14 protein-coding genes are annotated in these 19,311 nt (G+C 57.8%); 10 read left to right on the top strand and 4 right to left on the bottom strand.

The window, feature by feature from the left end:
• Window positions 1–17: 17 nt before the first annotated feature.
• A complete protein-coding gene (locus QQL64_RS05000; RefSeq protein ID WP_284396511.1) occupies window positions 18–3,041 on the top strand; it encodes a sensor histidine kinase in 3,024 nt (1,007 codons plus the stop codon).
• A gap of 55 nt (window positions 3,042–3,096) precedes the next feature.
• Here QQL64_RS05000 and QQL64_RS05005 read toward each other — a convergent pair whose 3' ends face one another.
• Both QQL64_RS05005 and QQL64_RS05010 read right to left on the bottom strand, forming a co-directional pair.
• Entirely contained in the window at window positions 3,097–3,801 is a 705-nt protein-coding gene (locus QQL64_RS05005; RefSeq protein ID WP_284396513.1) for an SDR family oxidoreductase, read from the bottom strand.
• A 102-nt stretch (window positions 3,802–3,903) separates the two neighbouring features.
• On the bottom strand, window positions 3,904–4,485 hold the full coding sequence (locus tag QQL64_RS05010) for a TetR/AcrR family transcriptional regulator (protein WP_284396516.1): 582 nt from the start codon (window positions 4,483–4,485) through the stop codon (window positions 3,904–3,906).
• Between QQL64_RS05010 and QQL64_RS05015 the strand changes: the two genes are divergently transcribed.
• From QQL64_RS05015 to QQL64_RS05025, 3 genes are all read left to right on the top strand, one after another.
• Window positions 4,479–5,699: a GGDEF domain-containing protein gene (locus QQL64_RS05015; protein ID WP_284396518.1), complete on the top strand. Its 1,221-nt coding sequence runs from the start codon at window positions 4,479–4,481 to the stop codon at window positions 5,697–5,699. The genes QQL64_RS05010 and QQL64_RS05015 overlap by 7 nt on opposite strands.
• Window positions 5,700–5,874: 175 nt before the next feature.
• On the top strand, window positions 5,875–6,405 hold the full coding sequence (locus QQL64_RS05020) for a hypothetical protein (RefSeq protein ID WP_284396519.1): 531 nt from the start codon (window positions 5,875–5,877) through the stop codon (window positions 6,403–6,405).
• Between the two features lie 296 nt (window positions 6,406–6,701).
• Window positions 6,702–7,373, top strand: a complete 672-nt coding sequence (locus QQL64_RS05025; RefSeq protein ID WP_284396521.1) for a hypothetical protein — start codon at window positions 6,702–6,704, stop codon at window positions 7,371–7,373.
• A gap of 94 nt (window positions 7,374–7,467) precedes the next feature.
• On the opposite strand, the gene QQL64_RS05030 is transcribed toward QQL64_RS05025, so the two are convergent.
• Window positions 7,468–9,705 (bottom strand): CocE/NonD family hydrolase, encoded by a 2,238-nt coding sequence (locus QQL64_RS05030; protein WP_284396523.1) that lies wholly within the window; start codon window positions 9,703–9,705, stop codon window positions 7,468–7,470.
• A gap of 148 nt (window positions 9,706–9,853) precedes the next feature.
• The gene (locus QQL64_RS05035) at window positions 9,854–10,750 is read right to left on the bottom strand and encodes a LytR/AlgR family response regulator transcription factor (RefSeq protein ID WP_284396527.1); all 897 of its coding nucleotides are present in this window, start codon (window positions 10,748–10,750) and stop codon (window positions 9,854–9,856) included.
• A gap of 260 nt (window positions 10,751–11,010) precedes the next feature.
• Here QQL64_RS05035 and QQL64_RS05040 point away from each other — a divergent pair, with 260 nt between their 5' ends.
• The 6 genes from QQL64_RS05040 (at window position 11,011) to QQL64_RS05065 (ending at window position 19,243) form a co-directional block, all read left to right on the top strand.
• Entirely contained in the window at window positions 11,011–11,463 is a 453-nt protein-coding gene (locus QQL64_RS05040) for a VOC family protein (RefSeq protein ID WP_345782627.1), read from the top strand.
• A gap of 81 nt (window positions 11,464–11,544) precedes the next feature.
• A complete protein-coding gene (locus QQL64_RS05045) occupies window positions 11,545–12,003 on the top strand; it encodes a GNAT family N-acetyltransferase (protein WP_284396529.1) in 459 nt (152 codons plus the stop codon).
• 124 nt (window positions 12,004–12,127) lie between these two features.
• Window positions 12,128–12,655 carry an SLOG cluster 4 domain-containing protein gene (locus QQL64_RS05050; RefSeq protein WP_284396531.1) on the top strand — a complete coding sequence of 176 codons (528 nt, stop codon included), beginning with the start codon at window positions 12,128–12,130 and terminating at the stop codon, window positions 12,653–12,655.
• A 154-nt stretch (window positions 12,656–12,809) separates the two neighbouring features.
• Complete coding sequence (locus QQL64_RS05055) at window positions 12,810–14,411, top strand: MFS transporter (RefSeq protein WP_284396533.1); 1,602 nt, start codon at window positions 12,810–12,812, stop codon at window positions 14,409–14,411.
• Window positions 14,412–14,646: 235 nt separating this feature from the next.
• Entirely contained in the window at window positions 14,647–16,152 is a 1,506-nt protein-coding gene (locus QQL64_RS05060) for a penicillin acylase family protein (RefSeq protein WP_404601081.1), read from the top strand.
• A 157-nt stretch (window positions 16,153–16,309) separates the two neighbouring features.
• Entirely contained in the window at window positions 16,310–19,243 is a 2,934-nt protein-coding gene (locus tag QQL64_RS05065) for a Tn3 family transposase (RefSeq protein ID WP_284396535.1), read from the top strand.
• The last annotated feature ends 68 nt before the right edge of the window (window positions 19,244–19,311 follow it).

The following is a 19,311-nucleotide window of genomic DNA, read 5'->3' on the forward strand; positions in this document are numbered from 1 at the left end:
GAGGCTTTGATTGTCTAATGTGCCATAAGCGAGATGTTGCTCGAGCATTCTGTGGATGGCTGCTGGCCACCATCATTCTTCCGCTGTCATGTCAGATCCACGCCGATCCGCGTCCTTGGACGCTCGATCGTTACCAGCATGTCGCATGGACCGGAAAAAGCGGTGCACCTACAGGCGTGAGCTCATTGGCGCAAACGCCGGATGGCTACTTGTGGATTGGTACGGACCACGGTCTATACCGCTTTGACGGCGCTCGCTTCGAGCACTTTGAAGAAGAGTCACCCTCGAGACGCTCGGTCTTTGGCTTGTATGCCAGTTCAGATGGCGGTCTATGGATCAGTTACGAATTCGGCGGCGTGAGTTTTCTCAAGAACGGGCATATCACGCATTACGGTCCGGAAGCTGGGCTTCCTGCTCACGGCCAAATGGAAGGGTTTACTGAAGATAGCCATGGCACGATTTGGGCTTATGGCGCTGGCTATCTCTACACACTCGTCGGGGGACATTGGAAAAATAGCGGTGGCGACGCGGGACTCAAAAGCAACTACACAGCGTTCTTGTTCATCGCGCGAGATGGTGCCTTTTGGGTGGGTAGTGGTGAAGGGTTGTTTTACCGTGCTGCGAATGCCAAGCAATTCGTGCCCCTGGGGCAGGGGAATGTGAGCCACATCGCACAGGCCTCCGATGGCAGCATATGGGTTGCGCATTTGCGCGGGTCCGTTGAACGCTGGACAACCACGACTGCAACGCCGACGAGGACTGCCGGAAGCATCGCGACGACATCCGCAGGGCACATACTGTTCGATCGTCTGGGCGGACTTTGGATCAATGGACTGGGTGACGGTGTACGCCATATCGCGTCCAATGCGATCGATCAACAGACGGATCTGTCTGCGCTGAACGCAAAAGTCGAGTTGTTCAACAGCTCCAACGGACTCAGCGGTGACTACGCGTGGCCACTGCTGATCGATCGAGAAGGAAACATCTGGGTCGGTACCGGCGCCGGCGTGGATCGATTCAGTCGCAGCAATTTCACGCCAGCCCCTTTCCCGTCAGGCACTCATGATTTTGCACTGGCTGCTGGAGCGGATGGATCGGTTTGGACAGGAAGTTCCTCGAAACCGGTGATGGAGCTCAAAGACTCGCAGGTCAAGACGTTCGATGTACCGCCTTACACGCTTGCGGCATACGCTGACCGCGACGGTGTGGTGTATATCGGAGGAGCAAGCGGCATCTGGAAGATGAGCGATGCGGGTGCCGAGCATCTGGCAAATCGCCCCAACGCCGATACGGCGCCGTTCGCGCTTGTCTTGGCAATGACCAAAGACTTGCACGATACGTTATGGGTATCGATCGGCGGCACATCAGGGTCGGGGCTGTATACATGGGCCAATGGCCAATGGAAGAAATCGTCTATCAGCGGCACGCCGCGCGTCGACTTTACCGATGTCGACGGACGAGTCTGGTTGGGCTACAGGGACAACCGCATGGTCATCGTCGACGGGGATAACGTCACCACGTTGGGCCCCGATCAAGGCGTGGCGATCGGCGATGCGAAAGCTTTTCAACAGGATGGTCATCGCTTGTGGATAGGGGGCAGCGAGGGACTGGGTTACATGGATGGGCCGCGTTTGAAGATGGTGAGCCTGGCTGATGATGGCACGCTGAAAAACGTCACGGGGATCGTGTTCTCGGCGCAGGGTGACGTGTGGGTTCATACGTTGGACGGCGTCTTCCAGCTGCCGGCAAAAGAAGTGCATCAAGCCGAAATAAATCCGTCGTATCCGATGCATTTTCGAAAATTCGATACGCTGGATGGGCTACCTGGCTCCCCGGCATTGCAGTTTCCGCTACCGTCGGCCATCCGAAGTGCCGATGGAAGACTCTGGTTCGCGACCAGTAACGGTGTCGTGTGGCTCGACCCTGCGCAATTGATCTCCAATCCCTTGCCGCCTCAAGTGGCTATCGATTCGGTTGAGGCGGATGGCAAGACCTATGCGTCACATGACGGGCTGATATTGCCTGCGCACACCGAGAATCTTCGGATCACCTTTTCCGTGCTGAGCTTGACCATGCCCGATCGCGTGGGCGCGAAGATTCGTATGCGTGGCCTGGACAACGATTGGCGCGATGTAGGTTCGCAACGCGAGGTGAGTTATTCACATCTCGGGCCCGGGCGCTACCACTTCGATGTCATCGGGGCCAATGAAGATGGCGTCTGGAATAACGCAGGTAAAAGCATCGAATTCAACATAAGGCCAGCGTTTTATCAGACGCTATGGTTTGCAGTGCTCTGCGCATGCCTGGCCGCTCTCGCACTTTGGCAAGCTTTCGCATTTCGTATACGCCAGGTCAATCGTCGATTGCGCGTTAGCCTCGAAGCACGGCATGGGGAGAGGGAACGTATTGCACGCGATTTGCACGATACGTTGTTGCAGAGCTTTCCGGGGTTGTTGATGAAAATGCAAGCCGGTGTGGACAAACTTCCACTTCCGGAAGATGCCGCCGAGCGGCAATTCCTAAATCAAACACTGGATCAAGCGCGCGGGATCATTGTGGATAGCAGGGATCAGGTGTCCCGGTTGCGATCCGAAGAATACGGCAATCTCGCTGAGGTTCTATCGGCCTTTCCTGCAGAACATACAAACGGCCACGGGATGACACTGAATGTGTCGGTTGAGGGACGAGAGCGACATCTCAAGAAGGAGATTTTCGAAGAGGCGTCATTCATCATGAAGGAAGCCATGTTCAATGCCTATAAGCATTCCGGTGGAAATCTACTGACTGTTCATTTGGATTATCGTCCGGACGCACTGTTACTGAAGGTGCAAGACAATGGCAACGGCATCGATCCGGCCATCCTTGATGCCGGTGAGAAGCCGGGACACTGGGGCTTGGTAGGTATGCGCGAGCGCGCCAAACAGATGTCGGCGAAGCTCTCCATCGAGTCGCCACCAGGCAACGGAACCCGCGTCACGCTTTGCATTCCCGCACGCACCGCCTACGCACCGCATCCGAAGACTCGCCGTTTTTTTGGTTGAGGCGTCATGCGGTCGATGGGTGGGTGAGTGCGGGTCTGGCGATTGAATGTCGGCCTCAGGAGGCCTGCGGTAGGTAGCTGGGCCTGGCCGCCGTCATGCCCTGCTTCACTTGCAGGGTGCGTTCATCAGCCAGCACCTCATCCAGGTTCGATTCGAGCCCATCGAGTGCACGCTTGACGATCTCCTCAGGACTGGACTTCGGGGCATCGAATCCACGCGCAAGATCGGTGTCGACAAAGCCCATGTGCAGTGCCAGCACCTGCGTCTTCTGCGCCGCCAGTTCGATGCGTAGGGCATTGGTGAGCGACCACGCGGCGGACTTGCTAGCCGAATAGGCGGCCATCGCGCCGCTGTTCATCCACGAGACGACCGACAACACATTGAGCAACGCGCCACCGTCGTTAGCCTTGAGAACCGGCGCAAAGGTCTTGCTCATGCGCAACATGCCGAAAAAGTTGGTCTCGAAGGTGCGTCGCGCGACATCTTCGCTGTCCGATGCAAGAAAGCCCCCGAGCTGAGCGATGCCGGCGTTGTTGATTACCAGCGTCACGTCCGACGCCAGTTCTGCGGCGGCCGCCACGTCGTCTGCGTTGGTGACGTCGAGTCGCAGGGGCACAACACCGGATTGCGTGATAGTTGCAGGGTCGCGCGCGCCGGCGTAGACCTTGCGGGCGCCGCGGGCGAGCAACTCACGCGTGAAAGCCAGGCCGATGCCGCGATTGGCTCCGGTGACAAGAACAGTAGCGTTCTCAATTTTCATAAGAAACTCCAAGGGTGGGGGAATGCTTTCATGGTGTTTGCTCTCTCAAATATGATATTCATCATATTTCATTTCAAGCAAAAAACACCGACGCGGGTGCACTTAGTCGCAAGCAGGAACGAGGTGTTTCAACGCCGCCTTCAGCAGCGCGTCGGATAGCTTGGGGTCGTCGACAGCGCGCGCCATGATCAATGCGCCAACCATCGTGGCTGCCGTGACCAGTGCGTGCTCATGCGCGCCGGGTTGTCCCCAATCGGGCGACTGGCGGGCAACGACATCGATCATTTCCTTGATGCGACGCGTGGCGGCTTGCCGCACTTCGGGCGCCTGACGTGGCATCTCCGAACCGAGGGCGGCCACCACGCAGCCGATTTCCGGGTTTTTTACGTGTTCCTTCGATAGATAGGCTTGCAGCAACGATTGCAACGCGCGCTCGGGCGGCACGGTGGCGGCGATGCGAGCCGATGCGGCAGCGGACTCTGCACCGGCGCGATCCGCGGCCTCGGCAAGCATGGCCTCGCGCGAAGCGAAGTGCGCATAGAAGCCACCATGCGTGAGGCCAGCCTCCTTCATGATGTCGGCAACGCTGGTGCCGTCATAACCACTGCGACGGATGGCGCGCGCAGCGGTTTCGACGATGCGTTCGTGTGTGGCTTCTTTGGATCGGGCAGGGGTTCGTGCCATATGATGATTATCATATAATATCTGGCGCTGAACGCAAGCAGCTATCACGCCTGAGCCAAATGGGTGGGCGGGAATGCTCGGAAAGGGTGAGCTTTAAGGCTTCCTGTAAGCGGCCGATATTCATCCGTATGAACCACCTCACCCGCACAACTGTTCCATCCAACCTCCTTGGCGCATTGGTCGCCACCATCACTCATGCACACACGCTGGAGGCGTTGGCCCGGCCGCTCCTCGAACTTTTGCAGACAGCTACGGGGATGGAATCGACGTATCTGACCAGGCTGGACGAGCAGGCGGGCGTTCTGCACGTCCTGTACGCCCGCAATACCCATCGCCTGACTGTTCCGGAAGGGCTGTCCACACCCTGGCAGAGCACCCTATGCAAGCGCGCGTTGGACGAAGGCCGGTTTTATACCGACGATGTCGCAGGTCAGTGGGGTGACTGCGAAGTGGGCCGAACGTTGGGGCTGGTCACCTATGTGAGCGCCCCGATCCGCGGCAAAGGCGGCGAGCTTTTTGGAACCCTTTGCGCTGCCAGCGACGAGCGCAAGCCACGCTCTGAAACGTCCACGCACGTCCTGGCACTCTTCGCGCAATTGATCGGTCAGCAGGTTGAACGGGAACAGTTGCTTGCCGCGCTACAACAAGCCAACAGTTCCCTCGCGACGACGGCCCTGACCGATGCTTTGACGCAGTTACCCAATCGGCGTGCCCTGCTTGAGGAAATGCAGCGGCGACTTGCTTCCCAGCAAGAAAATCAGGCCCTGATCGTGGCCTTTCTCGGCCTGGATAACTTCAAACCGATCAACGATCGATTTGGGCACGACGTCGGTGACCTGTTTCTGCAAGCAGTAGCGAAGCGACTTCGACGGATGCTACGCGACAGCGATATAGCTGCGCGCATGGGCGGCGATGAATTTGTGGTACTGGCCGTAGAGCAGCGGGAGAGGGCAGACGAGGCCGCAGCAGCGTTATCCCGGCGACTGGAAAGCGCTACACGGGGGCGGTTTAAGTTGGACGCGGCACTTATCGACTATGACGGCGCTAGCGTGGGTGTGGTGGTAGCCGAACCACGTTGCTCCAGTGCACAAGCACTTCTAAACAGAGCCGACGCCGCGATGAACGCCGTCAAACGGTCGCGGAAGCACAGTGCTGCATTACCTGCGCCATCCGTTAGGACCATCGCTCGTTACGCATGGCCGATCATTGAGTGATGCCGCCTCCGACATCGCATTCCAATCCGTAAAGATCCTGCTAGGGCAATAACTGGATTTATAACGATTTCCTTGGCTTGCGGCTAAGGCAACGGGTCGCCATGGATTCGCTGCTTGACTCGGCAATTCGCGCGGCGTAAGAAGCGGATTGCCGAACTGTCACAAGGAGAGGGAAGTGCGAGCATTACTGTTTTCCACCTTGATCGTCGCGTTGCTGGGCAGTACGAGTGCCTTTGCCGACGGGCCGTCAACGCTTGGCTACGCTGATAACCACAGTATCGAACCGGTGCTTGTGTACGTAAATGCGCACGGCCAGGTGACTGATTTCACGCCGGCTTATTCGCTTACCCCAGAGCTCATGCGCTTGCTGCGCGCCAACTTGAACGACATGATCCATACGCCTGCTACCGACAAAAATGGCAAGCCGGTGTCCACCCAGTTCGTCATCAATGTGAGTTTGCAGACCACCCCGCGTAGCTCGGGCGGCTACGACGCTCAATTCACTTACGTCTCGGCCAACCCGGTACCAGCCGGCAAATGGTATTGGTCACACGACTCCACGGGTCGGTTGGGGCTGGCCAGTCGAGACGTTGCGGCGGCCTTCCAGGGAATCAGCGATGGCCCCCCCATGACGGCGAATAATGGGGGGTTCAACCCTCCTCATACCTCATCGGGCGGCGGGTCTTCGGGTGGCGGGCACCATTAGGGACGCGCTGATTAGCTATAGCGCTAACGGCATCACGCTCAAAAGGTTCTTGGATTGCCTTGCGTCTTGCTCAGACTAGTTGTCTGGGCAAGACGTATGTGCCGATAGCGGCCGCCAGAAAGATCGCGGTGCTTGCAAGTCATCATCCATCGACGTCCTCGATGCCAGATAGATGGCTGATGCCGAGCCGCGTTATGTTTGTCGCAATGACCGCTTTCGACCCAAAGCGGACCTTGGAAACCCCAGTTTTGCGAGCCTTTCAAGTCTCCCTCTCGACTGGGCCAAAGGAGGTAGTGATGCCTCAACCCAAGATTCGCTCACCACTCATTGCCGGACTCGGGTTACGCGCGTTCAAAGGTGGTGCCGTCGCGGTTGGTGTCACCGCTGCGGAGGGAAAGCCCTGCGTCGTCCTCTCTGCGGTTCTCGAAACGTCTACCGATGGCGACCGGCTTTCCTTTGAGCCGTACCGACTGGCCGCCGAAACGCAGCACGAGTCCTCAGGAAGCTCCGCGCATGAAGCCGCGGCCATCGTGGCAGAGGGGCGCAGGCGTCAGAGTCAGCTGGCGACGAACAGCCTGCAAGGCATCATCCATCGACTGGATGCAGCGGGATGCAACCTGGCTGTCGTCGCGTTGCTCGTCAACCGCGCCGGTTGGATTACCGATCTCCTCGAATACAGCCTTGCCTGGGCCGAACACGTCCCGGTTGCCGAAAACCTGGCCGTGCGCGAAGCGCTTCGGTTCGCGGCTGGCCAATGTGCTGTCGACGTGGTCGATCAGGACGAGAAATCGCTGCTCGAACTCGCCACCAAGGTGCTCGGCGTATCTTCGGCGGAGTTGGATGGCCGGCTGAAAGCGTTGGGTGCGCCCATAGGGAAACCTTGGCGGAAAGAGCAGAAGCTTGCTTGCCTGTCCGCTTGGGTTGCGCTTGCGAGTCGGCCCGTCGTCGAAATCGACCAGCCTGGTTAATCGTCCTGACGAGCGTGAAGTCGAGTAATGTCCGCTTTCGATCCAAAGCGGACATTGCACATTCCGCACTCTCATGCACATGTGGATTCGCCCACTAGTGCCGTTGCGCAAAATCTGGGGCGCCTCTGATTCCAAGCTCAACGTAGCTGTCCGCGGACCAGCGAATGCGCAACGGTGCTCCTGCGTCTGCTATCGATTCACTACTCACGTCGCCGCCAGTGCCGTAATTGATCTGGATATCCGGAACTTTAGGGACGCCTATCACAGCGACGATCCGGCTTCCCTGCGTCAACAAGCGAGATGTCAATGTCTGGCTCTGGAACTCGAGGACGCGCGGTTGCCCGGGTTGCAGCAGTTGGCGATGCGTGCGGTCCTGCATGTAGCTCACCCGGCCAAGATAGGAGGCCAGGTCAAGATATCGCCCGTCCGGCGTCAGCTCGAAAAAGTTGACCGACAGATCGAAGTCACGCTTATTGGCGGTGACCACAAATCGCCCTTGAAACAAGCCGTCAACTTCCAGTGGCTCTTTAAGCGGCTCCGTTTCGAATACCAGCGCGTTGCGCGTATCGGCCATACCAGGTGGCGGTTGAAAATCCACGTCACCGCGATAGGTGAAATCGACCACGAGTTCCGGTGCCGATTGGGTGTCCGGGGCGTTGCCGAGCAGCAATGGTTTCGCGTCATGATGCCCCGTGAGATAGAAGCGCGCATGGCTGGTGGCCATGTCGGCGAGCGTTGGTACATGTCGCCAGCTATCGGCTCCCATCACTTCGAAGTTGATCTGGTCGCTGAGCAGTGCTGGCAGCGGCGCTCCGTGAAAAACGTGGTCGAACCAAGCCAGCCGCAATTCTTGAAGATCGATCAATGCAGCCTTGTCCACCTGATATCCATCGACCTTAGCCAATACGCCGGTTTGCATGGCGACGTGGTGATACGGGCCGACGATCATTCGGTCATTGGCGGCGGGACGATACTTGAGGTGTTGTTGGAAATAGTAGAGCGCACCTACCATGCCCCCATCGTAGTAACCGGTCTCCACGAATACCGGAATGTCGATACTGGCAAACTCGCGGCCATACGGGATCAAGCGTTGCCAATAGGCATCGTAGGCAGGGTGCTCGAGCCACGTATCGAAGACGGGATTGAGTTTGCCGTCGATCTTGTCGAGGTCGCGATACGCTCTGCCACTTACGTACCATTTCTTTTCGAGCCCGATCCAGCGGGCTCTATCGTCATAGGTTTTGTCGTCTAGGGCCTTGATGTCCGTGGTGTAGAAGGGCCACGGATAGATGAAGCTTTGGAACACGTTGCCTTGCATCGGCGTATCGATGCCAGGCGCATTGGTAGCGTTGGTGGCGATGGCCTTCAGCGCGGAAGGATGATGCTTGGTGGCAGCCCATTGCGTGAAACCGTTATAGCTTCCGCTGAACATGCCGACGCGGCCGTCACTCCAAGGCTGATGGGAGAGCCATCCGATGACGGTCGCGGCGTCCTCTCCGTCATGGACATAAGGGACGACCGCATCAGGGCTTCGTCCCTTGCCCCGCGTGTAAGCCACGACACCTGCGTAGCCATGGGCAGCCATCGTCACTGCGTCGCTCATGCTCCAAGTGTCCTTCGCGTAAATCGTGAAGTTCAGCAACGCGGTGAGCTTGGTTTTCCCCGCGGAGCGGGGGCGTACCACTAGCGCGGCGATCTTCGCGCCATCGGGCGTCGGAATAAGCACTTGGTCGTCGATCAGGTATCGACGTTCCATATCGGCTTTGAGCAAGGGCGCCGACGCTTGCATGAGGTAGGTCAGGGCGATGTTTTCCTCATGCGCGCGAATGAGATTCGCCGCTGAAGCACAGCGTGCCAGTGGCATTCCTGCACATATCTTTGCCTGCGCTGCTTCGTCCGCACGAAGGCTATCGATGTCTGCGCTGTACCAAGGCAGCACGGCGGCCGCCTGGCTGCTGGGCAGCGAGCTGTAGAGTTCGGAAAATGCGTGAGCCAATGCGTCGGGTGCTGTTTTCCCAGCCGCCTCGTAGGCTTTGGATCGGGCATAGATCCGCCATGGCACCACATTGGGGACAAGCCTCGGTTCGCTCGAACGGTAAACCGCCTCTAGGCGGTCCAGCGTCGCCTCCGCATCGGCGAGCCGTCCGGCTGCGAGCTGGAGGTTATAGAGGATGGCCAGGCTTTTTGCGCTTTGCTCCGAGGCATAGGCGGGAATCAACTTGGCCGCGACGACCGATAGCTGTTCATCCTGGAGGGGTGTGGCGGGAGCGGCTGTGGCGATGGAAGCACACACGCTCACGACGAGCAGCATGGATGTGGCGAAGATGTTCATAAGGCCATTTCTCTCCGGCGCGTTAGTGAGGGCGTCGTTTATCGAGCTAGGTATCGCTCGGCGGAGAGATGATCCGGAAGCTCGGCGAGAAAAGGCCAAAAGATCGGTGAACGAACACTTTCAATCGGCGAATGACATCGGTGGACGGTCAAATGACCCGGCCACGCAATAACTTGGCACCTGTACGGCTGGTCGAAATGATCTGGCCTGTCTCCATGTGCAGGAGCAAGCGCCCACCGCCGGCGGCTTCTGCCCGGGCGATATGGTGAACGTTGACGATCCAGGAGCGATGAACACGAACGTACTTCGCGGGGTCGAGGGACTTGGTAAATTCCGATAGCGTCACGCGGACAAGATGTTTGCCGGAAAGCGTCCTTATTTCCGAATAATCGTCCGCACCGCTGATGCTGATCACAGTGTCCATATCGATGGGTCGAAATTCATCGCCGATCCGTACGAAATAGCGGGACGGCGCCGCTTCGGCTCGAATCTGGGTGCTCTCTGTTGGCGCATTCCCCATCGGAGTGGGAACGACGTGGCCAGCTTCCGCGTTGAGATCGTCGGGCACGGCAGCTGTGCTTGCTTTCTGGTTTTCTACCGCGACATCGGCGTTATCGCGGCGCGGCATCACCGGGTGATCGCTTTGGGCCTGCAAATACGAAATGGCCGCAATCAGCGCGTAAGTCGTTACATTTTCCAATGACTGCCAGACCGTTCCACCGGACGATAAAGGCTTCACGACGAAGCCCGACGGGCCGCCGCCGTACAGCAAGCCCAACAGGACTATCAACAACACATAGGAAAGGAAAGCAAATGCCGCACACAACAGGATGTGCGCGACCCATTGGATCAGGACTGCCTTTCCGATCAGCCTTACCTGGATTATGCGACGCACGATCGCTCCGAAGATGACCACGGGAACGGTGTTCGCAGCCCCACCTAGCAGGCTCTCGCGATAGTCGGAATGCAAAGCCAGCCGGAGCGTAATTGAATAGGCCAGAAAGATGCCGACGACCGCCAGCAAGTCAAAACTGCGTCGTTTCATCCATTTTCCTAGCTGCCGCTTCAAGTCCGGACTCGAAGGGTGCAGGGTTATGGGGCCGCTTTCAAGACTCTCGCTAAAGTGGCTCCAAACGGCTCGAGCAATCGTAACTTTGGCCTCAAGCCAACTGTCTGTGGTGATTTGGAGTCGCGATGTGGACGGCGTTACGCTATATCCCGGCTCGTCACGCCACCTTGTTATAGAGCCGGTGTGTCACCACGCGGCCGCATCCATCGCAGCATCCATCGCAAAGGAGTGAGTAAATGGCAGTGAAGTCGATCTTCGTGCTGTGCATGGGATTTCTCTTGATAGCTAGTTCGGCTGAAGCCGCGCCTGCCGTGCCCGCCGGACATGTCACCGGCGTAGGCGGTGTGTTTTTCAAGGCGAAAGATCCGAAGGCACTTGCGGCGTGGTATCGCGACGTACTGGGACTGCCGATAGAAGCCTGGGGCGGTGCGGCGCTACGCTACGACACGCCAAAGCATCCTCCGGTGGTGGCGTGGAACGCATTCCCGGCCTCGACGAGCTACTTCGCACCATCGACCAGTGCATTCATGATCAACTACGCAGTCGACGACATGGACGCTTTAGTCGCGCGGTTGCATGCAAAGGGCGTCGCCATTCTGAAACGCGACGACAGCGACCCCAACGGCCGCTTCGCGTGGATTCTTGATCCCGAAGGCAACAAGATCGAGCTTTGGGAGCCGAAACACTAGGCACTTCCTCATCGACCAGTCAAACGTCCGCTTTCGACTCAAGGCGGACTCACGGTTTGACGTTGCCACTTCGGAACCACTATGTACATTCGAACACTCCGCACACATGATCTTGACCTCGTTTGTAGGCACCGCGAAGAAATGTTTCGGGATGCAGGTACAAGCGATGATGTGTTGATGCTCATGACCGAGCATTTCCGTGAATGGGTCAGACCACGTTTGCTGGATGGATCGTATTTTGGCTATGTGATGCTGGACGATGACGTTCCTGTTGCTGGAATCGGCCTGATGCTGATCGATTGGCCACCGCATCCCATGCATCCAACGCGGGATAAACGCGGATATGTCCTGAATGTCTTTGTTGAACCCGACTACAGAAATCGCGGACTGGCCCGTGAACTGATGAACCTTGCCGATGCAGAGTTTGTCAGGCGTGGAGCTTGCTATGCCGTTCTACATGCAACGGAAAAAGGCAAGCCGCTATATCAGGGGTTAGGCTGGAACGGCACCACCGAAATGGCGAAAACGCTAAATATGTAGTCATAGAAGAGATTGGCAGAAACACAATGTAAGGCGGCAGCGGGGTAGAGCGGAACACCTTTGTAATCTCCGCTTTCGACCCATGGCGACTGTTGAGAATGCGACCTCAAACGCAAGGACAGACATGACCAACGCTATTCGCCAACCTCAAGTATGTGTGCTGGGAAGTGCGGAGCCAGGCTCGAAGGCTTACGAGTTGGCTGGGCAGGCCGGGGAACTGCTCGCTCGTTTAGGAATTACGGTGATCAGTGGGTGCGGAAGTCCAGCGACCCGTGTAGCAGCGCAACGCGCGCAAGCTGCTGGCGGTCTGGTTGTTAGCATCACAACGAATGCCGATATGCCAGCACCGGATTGGCCAGCGACGGTTGTCATACCATGCGGAATGGGTGACGCAAGAAATCTGATAATGGCACTTGCCGGTGACGCATGTATTGTCATCGGAGGGCGTGCTGGCACTATCTCGGAAGTTTGCCTTGCGTGGCTGCATCATCGGCCACTGTTACCTCTCGTAGGTTGCGGCGGTTGGTCTGATGGACTGCTCCAGAACCCGCCGGACGAACGGCAAAATTCACCTATCTTGCCGTGGGGTTCCCTGGAGGCTCTCGAAAGCCAACTCAACACGATTGGCTTGCTCAAGCCGGAGGGTCGCTAAATTCACGGATGTAATGTCCGCTTCCGACCCATAGCGGGCACTCAGAACCAGCACGAAAATCACACCATTTCAGCGCATGCCACCGCCAAGACCAGCGCGCCCTCGGGTGTGCCTGGAGTAAGCTTTGGCACTATCGATATCTGTTGCGGATGTCATGAGCCAAATCGGAAAGCCAGCCTGCGATGACGGCGTCATCTTGCACGGTGATGTGCCACGGCCTTGCTCCGCACCTTCGCGTCGCTGGACGCTTGTCGCAGCGATTCTCGGTTCGAGCATGGCGTTCATCGATGGCACCATCGTCAATGTGGCGCTGCCGGCCATTCAAAGAGAGCTGAGTGCCACCACGTCCGAAGCGCAATGGGTCATGGAGTCGTACGCGCTTTTCTTGGCTTCGCTGTTGCTCGTGGGCGGTGTGCTTGGCGATCGTTTTGGGCGAAGACGCATCTTCATGATCGGCGCTGCCCTGTTTGCGGTTTCATCGATGGGGTGCTCGTTGTCCTCTGACGTGGGTCAACTCATCGTTGCACGAGCCGTGCAAGGCATGGGTGCCGCTCTGCTGGTACCCGGAAGCCTTGCGCTTATCAGCGCCACCTTCCCACAGTCGGAGCGAGGCGCTGCGATTGGAACGTGGTCCGCATTCAGTGGTATCACGGCGGCTATTGGGCCGGTGATTGGCGGCTTCCTCGTCGAGCACTATTCGTGGACCTGGGCTTTTCTTGTGAATGTACCCGTGGGTGTCGTGCTTCTGCTGATCTGCGCGACTAAGGTGCCAGAGAGTCGGGGCTCGGGTGACCGCAATCCTATCGATGTGCTTGGTGCATGCCTGGCCACGATCGGGTTGGCGGGTGTGGTGTTTGCTCTTATCGAAGCGCCGTCCCGAGGTTGGAAGGCGATGCCCGTTTGGGTGGCTGCCGGCGTCGGTATCGGTGCGCTCGCCTTGTTCATTCGAGTGGAGGCTCGCAGCGCTGCTCCCATGATGCAACTATCGCTCTTTCGCGAACGCAATTTCGCCGGAGCCAATCTTCTGACTTTGCTGCTCTATGCGGCGCTCGGGGGAAGCCTATTCTTTCTCCCGCTCAACCTGATCCAGGTTCAAGGTTACGGCGCCACGGCTGCCGGAGCGGCGTTGCTCCCGTTTATTGCCATCATGTTCGCCTTGTCGCGTTGGGCCGGAACCTTGGTCGACGTGTTAGGTTCGAAGCTGCCGCTCGTTATCGGCCCCGTTGTAGCGGCCGTTGGATTTGTGATGTTCGCGGTGCCGTCCATCAACAGCGATTACTGGACGACATTTTTCCCGGCGATTTGCATCCTCGGTCTTGGTATGAGCGTTACCGTGGCGCCATTGACCACGACGGTCATGAACGCCGTAGGCTCTGAGTTCGCAGGTACGGCCTCCGGCATCAACAACGCGGTGTCTCGCACCGCGGCATTGCTGGCCATCGCGATCTTCGGCATCGTCCTGACGTGGGCGTTCAATGTCACGCTGAGCAACGAACTTGCCCGTCTACAGGCGCCGGCAGCGCTCGTATCCGCCGTCACGTCGCAACGTGCGAGGCTGGCTGGCATGGTCATCCCCAGCGGCTACTCAGCTTCGGTTACCGCCGCATTGAGGCATACGATTGGCATGTCGTTTGTCGCGGGCTTTCGATGGGTCATGCTGGTATCTGCTGCGCTTGCACTGCTCAGCGCGGTGAGCGCTTGGCTTCTCATTAGAGGAAAAGAGATCGTAGCTTCTCCCGCCCGTCGGAGCGATTGAGAAGCTTGTGTCGTCCACTTTCACCCAAAGCGGACCTTGCGAGCTCAGTACCAGTCACTCCGTAGGCCGAATGTCAGCTTACCGCCGCGGGGGACATTCGCTAGCATCAACCGACAATGATCGGACAGGCTGCGAAGCGATGCGATATTTCTTGGTTGATCAGTTGCCCTTTTTGGATGGGAAATGGCGCCTCGCGCAGCAGCGTCGTTTGCTAAAGCGTGTACTTTCAACCGTCATGCTGTTTGCGTTAAGCCTGGTCGCGACTGCGCAGGCCGACACGCCGGAGGCGGCGCGCTGGCACCGTGAGGCGCAGGCGGTCACCATCACGCGCGATGATTGGGGTATTGCCCATGTGCACGGCAAGACCGATGCCGACGCCGTGTTCGGCATGGCCTACGCGCAGGCGGAAGACGACTTCAATCGTGTCGAGACCAACTACCTCAACGCCATGGGCCGCCTTGCCGAGGCCGAAGGCGAATCGGCAATCTGGCGTGATCTGCGCATGAAGTTGTTTATCGATCCCGCCGAGCTGCAGCGACAATACGCCCGCTGCCCAGGCTGGCTTCAGGCGTTGATGAATGCATGGGCCGACGGCTTGAACGACTACCTCGCCACACATCCGGAAGTGCATCCACACGTGATCAAGCACTTCGAGCCGTGGATGGCCTTGAGTTTCAGTGAAGGCAGCATCGGCGGCGACATCGAACGCGCGGCGCTCGATCCCTTGGCGGCGTTTTATGGGCATGACGCGGAAACGACGGCGAGCGTAGCGATGCCATCGAGCTGGGCCGAGCCGTCCGGCTCGAACGGCATCGCTATCGCACCCAAGCTCACCGTGAACGGTCATGCATTGCTGCTGATCAATCCGCACACGTCCTTCTACTTCCGCTCGGAACTGCAGATGTCGAGCGATGCGGGCCTCGATGCGTACGGAGCCGTCACCTGGGGGCAATTCTTTGTCTACCAGGGTTTCAACCCGCACATCGGCTGGATGCATACGTCCACTACCGCCGATGCGGTGGATGAATTCGCCGAAACCATCGTGCAGCAGGGCGGCAAGCTGTTCTATCGTTACGGCAATACGTTGCGTCCGGTAAGCGTGCGCCAGATCAGCGTGCCGTATCGCAAACCAGATGGCACGATGGCCGAACGGCGTTTCACCGTCTACGCGACCCATCATGGCCCGATCGTGCGTGAGCAGGATGGGAAGTGGATGGCGATGGCGTTGATGAACAAGCCCACGCAGGCGTTGGAACAAAGTTGGTTGCGCACCAAGGCCAGTGATTACGCCAGCTACATGAAGGTCGCGGCGCTGCAGGCCAACTCGTCGAACAACACCATCTTCGCGGATGACAAGGGCGAGATCGCCTATTTGCATCCGCAGTTCATTCCTCGCCGCGACGATCGCTTCGATTACACCAAGCCGGTCGATGGCAGCGATCCCGCGACCGACTGGAAAGGCCTGCACGTGCTCAACGAACTGCCGCGCGTGCTCAACCCGCCAAACGGCTGGATCATGAACACGAACGACTGGCCGTACTCGGCGGCAGGTCCGTACAGCCCCAAGCGCGCGGACTATCCGCGCTACATGGACACCGTCGGCGAGAATCCGCGCGGCATTCACGCGACCATGCTGCTGACCGGCCAGAGAGACTTCACGCTCGCATCGCTGATCACCCTCGCGTTCGACTCGTATCTGCCGGAATTCGCGCATCAGATTCCGATTCTGGTGGCCGACTAGGTGCTGGCTTGATTTAGCTGCAAATAGTAACGCCTGAGTGGCAGTAATTATCTTATTGATTTGTATGGGTAAGTTCACCTTTCCGACTTGCAACTTACGTAAAATCAAGGGTTGCTGTTAGGCTCCGTACGTCTCCCCAGACATGCAGGAGGTCGGCATGCGGTACTGGCAAAAGCCCTATCTAGGGCTGCGAGCCGTCCCCAAGGAGCTCAACCAATTCGAGCTCAATGCCTTCTTCACCTATTCAGCGAAAGAGCGAAAAGTCATCTTCGGGAAGCGCGAGGCGCTGCATCGACTTGGCTTGGCCTTGCAGATCGGATTTATCCGGATGACTGGTAGCGTGCTTGGGGGCATCAAAGTCGTACCTGCCGAACTTTGGGCACATCTGGGAGAGACGCTGGACATCCCCACGCCAGACATCGCCTCCCTCCGATCTCTGTATCGTCGTCGTCCCACTCTGTATGCACACCAAAATACGGCCATTGAGACGTTGGGATTTGCTCGCATGTCCGAACACCAGCGCCGTGCACTTGTGCGCTATCTCCGTGTAGAGGTGTTGTCTGAATTCGATCGCCACCGGCTGATGACGCAGATCAAGATATGGCTCTATGAAAATGGTCTTCTTATTGAAGGCGAGCGTCCTCTAAAGAGTGCTGTAGACGCGGCGTTGAAATTGGCGGAGGAAGAACTCGGTACGGTGATTCAGAAACATGTTTCTGAGGAGGTGCTGGATACGTGGAGGCAAGCGTGTGACCAACCCCATCATTCAGGCATCTCGTTTCAAGAATGGCTCTCCCAGGCACCGCGTAAGCAGTCGCTTCCCCAAATTCGCGAGCAGTTTCATCATATCCGTGAGCTGCTAGATCTAGGGGTCGCGGCACATCCCTTGTCTGCCATATCGGACCACATCAAGCGGCACTACGCTCAGACGATGGCGGACCGTCCACCTTCCATAAGCAAACGCGTAACAGACTCGCGTCGGACCCTCGAGGTGGCGTGCTTTCTTCAGGCTGCGCTTTGTACTTCAACGGATAGGCTGCTTGCCATGACACGCCAGCACATTGCCGATCTTTGGAGAAACGGCATGCGCGCGGTTGTTCAATCGGCGGAGGCGCGAGCACGAACGTTGGTCACGTTCGCAAAAGAAATTCGCGAGCTTGCACTCAATCGCTCGCTGGCGGAGGACGATCTTCGGACGGCTTTGTTGCAGGCCGTTGAGAAAATCGGGGGAACAAAGCGGATCACTCGAGCAAGGCTAACACGCGAACAATTGCTTGTTCAAAATAGTCAACATTCGCGTTCGCTGCTTAAAATGCTTTGCGAACTAAATTTTGAAAGCATGACGCCGCATCCTGTTTTGCAGGCGTTGGATGCATTGCGAGAGATATATCGGCAGCGTAAACCCACGCTTCCCGCGGAAATCTCCGTTCACCTCGGCAAAGTCTGGGACGATATGTTGTCTGATTCCGATCGGCAACGGGCATTGCGGGCGTTTGAAGTAGCGACCCTGTTAGCCATGCGCCGTGCGCTCAAAAGCGGCAGTGTTTATATCGTTCACAGTTTCAGCTTCCGTAACCGCGAAAGCATGCTGATTCCTACGGACGAGTGGGCCACGCAGAAATCTCATCACTACGCGCGGTTGAATTTGCCGCGAGATGCCAAGGAATTCACGGAGCCGCTGGTGGAGCAGGTGGTGCTGCAGCTCAATGCGTTGAGTGAGGCCGGACGGGATGGCATTGTTTCGGTTGACAAGGATGGCGTACATCTGGACAAGCTCCCGGCTGAAGACGTCCCCAAGGCGGTCATCGCTCTTCGCGGTGCACTCATGGAACGCATAGGGGCCGAGGAGCTGCCGGGCGTTATGATGGAGGTGGATAGCTATACGCGATTCAGTTGGACGCTACTGGGGCGTGAGCCTCGCTCGATTGATGAGTTGCGCCTTGTCTATGCTGGGCTTCTTGCCCATGGCACTGCTCTATCAGCGGCCGACACCGCGCGCATGATGCCGGGACTTTCAGCCGATGCCGTTGGACAGAGCATGCGTTGGATTGCTCAAGAGAAACGGCTGCGCGAAGCCAATACAACGGTCTTCGAATTTATGCATAGCCACCCCATCACCGAGTGTTGGGGACGTGCAGACCTTGCATCGGCAGACATGATGAGCCGGGAGATCGTCAAGCATATACATCTTGCCCGACGCGACCCGCGAACCAAGAAACCATCGATCGGCATCTATACGCACATCCATGATCGCTGGGGCATCTTTAACGATCAGCCGGTCGTGGTCGGGGACCGGCAGGCTGGCGTGGCGCTCGAAGGCGTGTTACGCCAACATGCCGTCGCCATAAGACAACTGGCGGTCGATACGCACGGTCAAACTGAATTCAGCATTTTCTTAGGCAAACTCGTACAGCGCGATATTTGCCCACGTCTGCGTGATGCGAGTGGGCACAAACTTTATGTGACGCCCTCGATCACCGTGCCAGAGAACCTGGCTGGCATCATCGCCAGGCAGCGCATCGACATAGCAAAGGTGGAGCCCATTTGGGATGAATGCGTTCGCTTGGCGGCATCCACCTACATGGGCAAGGCGAGCGCTGTGGATGTCTTGTCGCGTTTTGGATCCGCCGCAGCGGGCGAGCAACTCTACGATGCCGGCGTCCAAATAGGGCGGTTGCTGCTGACGCTGTATTTGTGCCGATGGTTCACCTTGCCAGATTTCCGCCGCGAGATTCTTCGTACACTCAACCACGGCGAACGCGTCCATGTATTGGAGCATGCGCTGGAAACGGGCAGGGTGCCGAGGCATCAGCTAAACACGGCGTCGCGGATCCAGGGAGTGTCCTCATCCATTACGCTTTTGAGCAATATCGTTATGGCATGGACCACTGCGCGCATGCAGCAATCGCTCACCGCATTGCCTGCGGAACTTGCTGCCCATGCCATACCTGAGAACCTTCGCCACATTGCGCCCATCCAAGAAGGACTCATTAATTTCCGCGGACTCTTCGTTTTCCCGGTTGAACGCTATATGGCGCGGTTGCTCCCAGGACTGCAACCAGTCAAGTCCGTCATACGGAGTATTCGATGAATCGTAGGGCTTAGCGCCTGCCTTGACCGCCACCAATCCTGATACGCACAAGCCCCCATCAGCCCTGG

The organism is Dyella lipolytica (genome assembly GCF_030160075.1).
In the GTDB taxonomy this organism is placed as follows: domain Bacteria; phylum Pseudomonadota; class Gammaproteobacteria; order Xanthomonadales; family Rhodanobacteraceae; genus Dyella_B; species Dyella_B lipolytica.

Excerpts from the sequence above, each read along its gene's own strand:
- QQL64_RS05025 (WP_284396521.1), top strand. The coding sequence starts at position 6,702 with ATGCCTCAACCCAAGATTCGCTCACCACTCATTGCCGGACTCGGGTTA.
- QQL64_RS05010 (WP_284396516.1), bottom strand. The coding sequence starts at position 4,485 with ATGGCACGAACCCCTGCCCGATCCAAAGAAGCCACACACGAACGCATC.
- QQL64_RS05040 (WP_345782627.1), top strand. The coding sequence starts at position 11,011 with ATGGCAGTGAAGTCGATCTTCGTGCTGTGCATGGGATTTCTCTTGATA.
- QQL64_RS05030 (WP_284396523.1), bottom strand. The coding sequence starts at position 9,705 with ATGAACATCTTCGCCACATCCATGCTGCTCGTCGTGAGCGTGTGTGCT.
- QQL64_RS05065 (WP_284396535.1), top strand. The coding sequence starts at position 16,310 with ATGCGGTACTGGCAAAAGCCCTATCTAGGGCTGCGAGCCGTCCCCAAG.
- QQL64_RS05000 (WP_284396511.1), top strand. The coding sequence starts at position 18 with ATGTGCCATAAGCGAGATGTTGCTCGAGCATTCTGTGGATGGCTGCTG.
- QQL64_RS05045 (WP_284396529.1), top strand. The coding sequence starts at position 11,545 with ATGTACATTCGAACACTCCGCACACATGATCTTGACCTCGTTTGTAGG.
- QQL64_RS05060 (WP_404601081.1), top strand. The coding sequence starts at position 14,647 with ATGCTGTTTGCGTTAAGCCTGGTCGCGACTGCGCAGGCCGACACGCCG.
- QQL64_RS05055 (WP_284396533.1), top strand. The coding sequence starts at position 12,810 with ATGAGCCAAATCGGAAAGCCAGCCTGCGATGACGGCGTCATCTTGCAC.
- QQL64_RS05035 (WP_284396527.1), bottom strand. The coding sequence starts at position 10,750 with ATGAAACGACGCAGTTTTGACTTGCTGGCGGTCGTCGGCATCTTTCTG.
- QQL64_RS05050 (WP_284396531.1), top strand. The coding sequence starts at position 12,128 with ATGACCAACGCTATTCGCCAACCTCAAGTATGTGTGCTGGGAAGTGCG.
- QQL64_RS05005 (WP_284396513.1), bottom strand. The coding sequence starts at position 3,801 with ATGAAAATTGAGAACGCTACTGTTCTTGTCACCGGAGCCAATCGCGGC.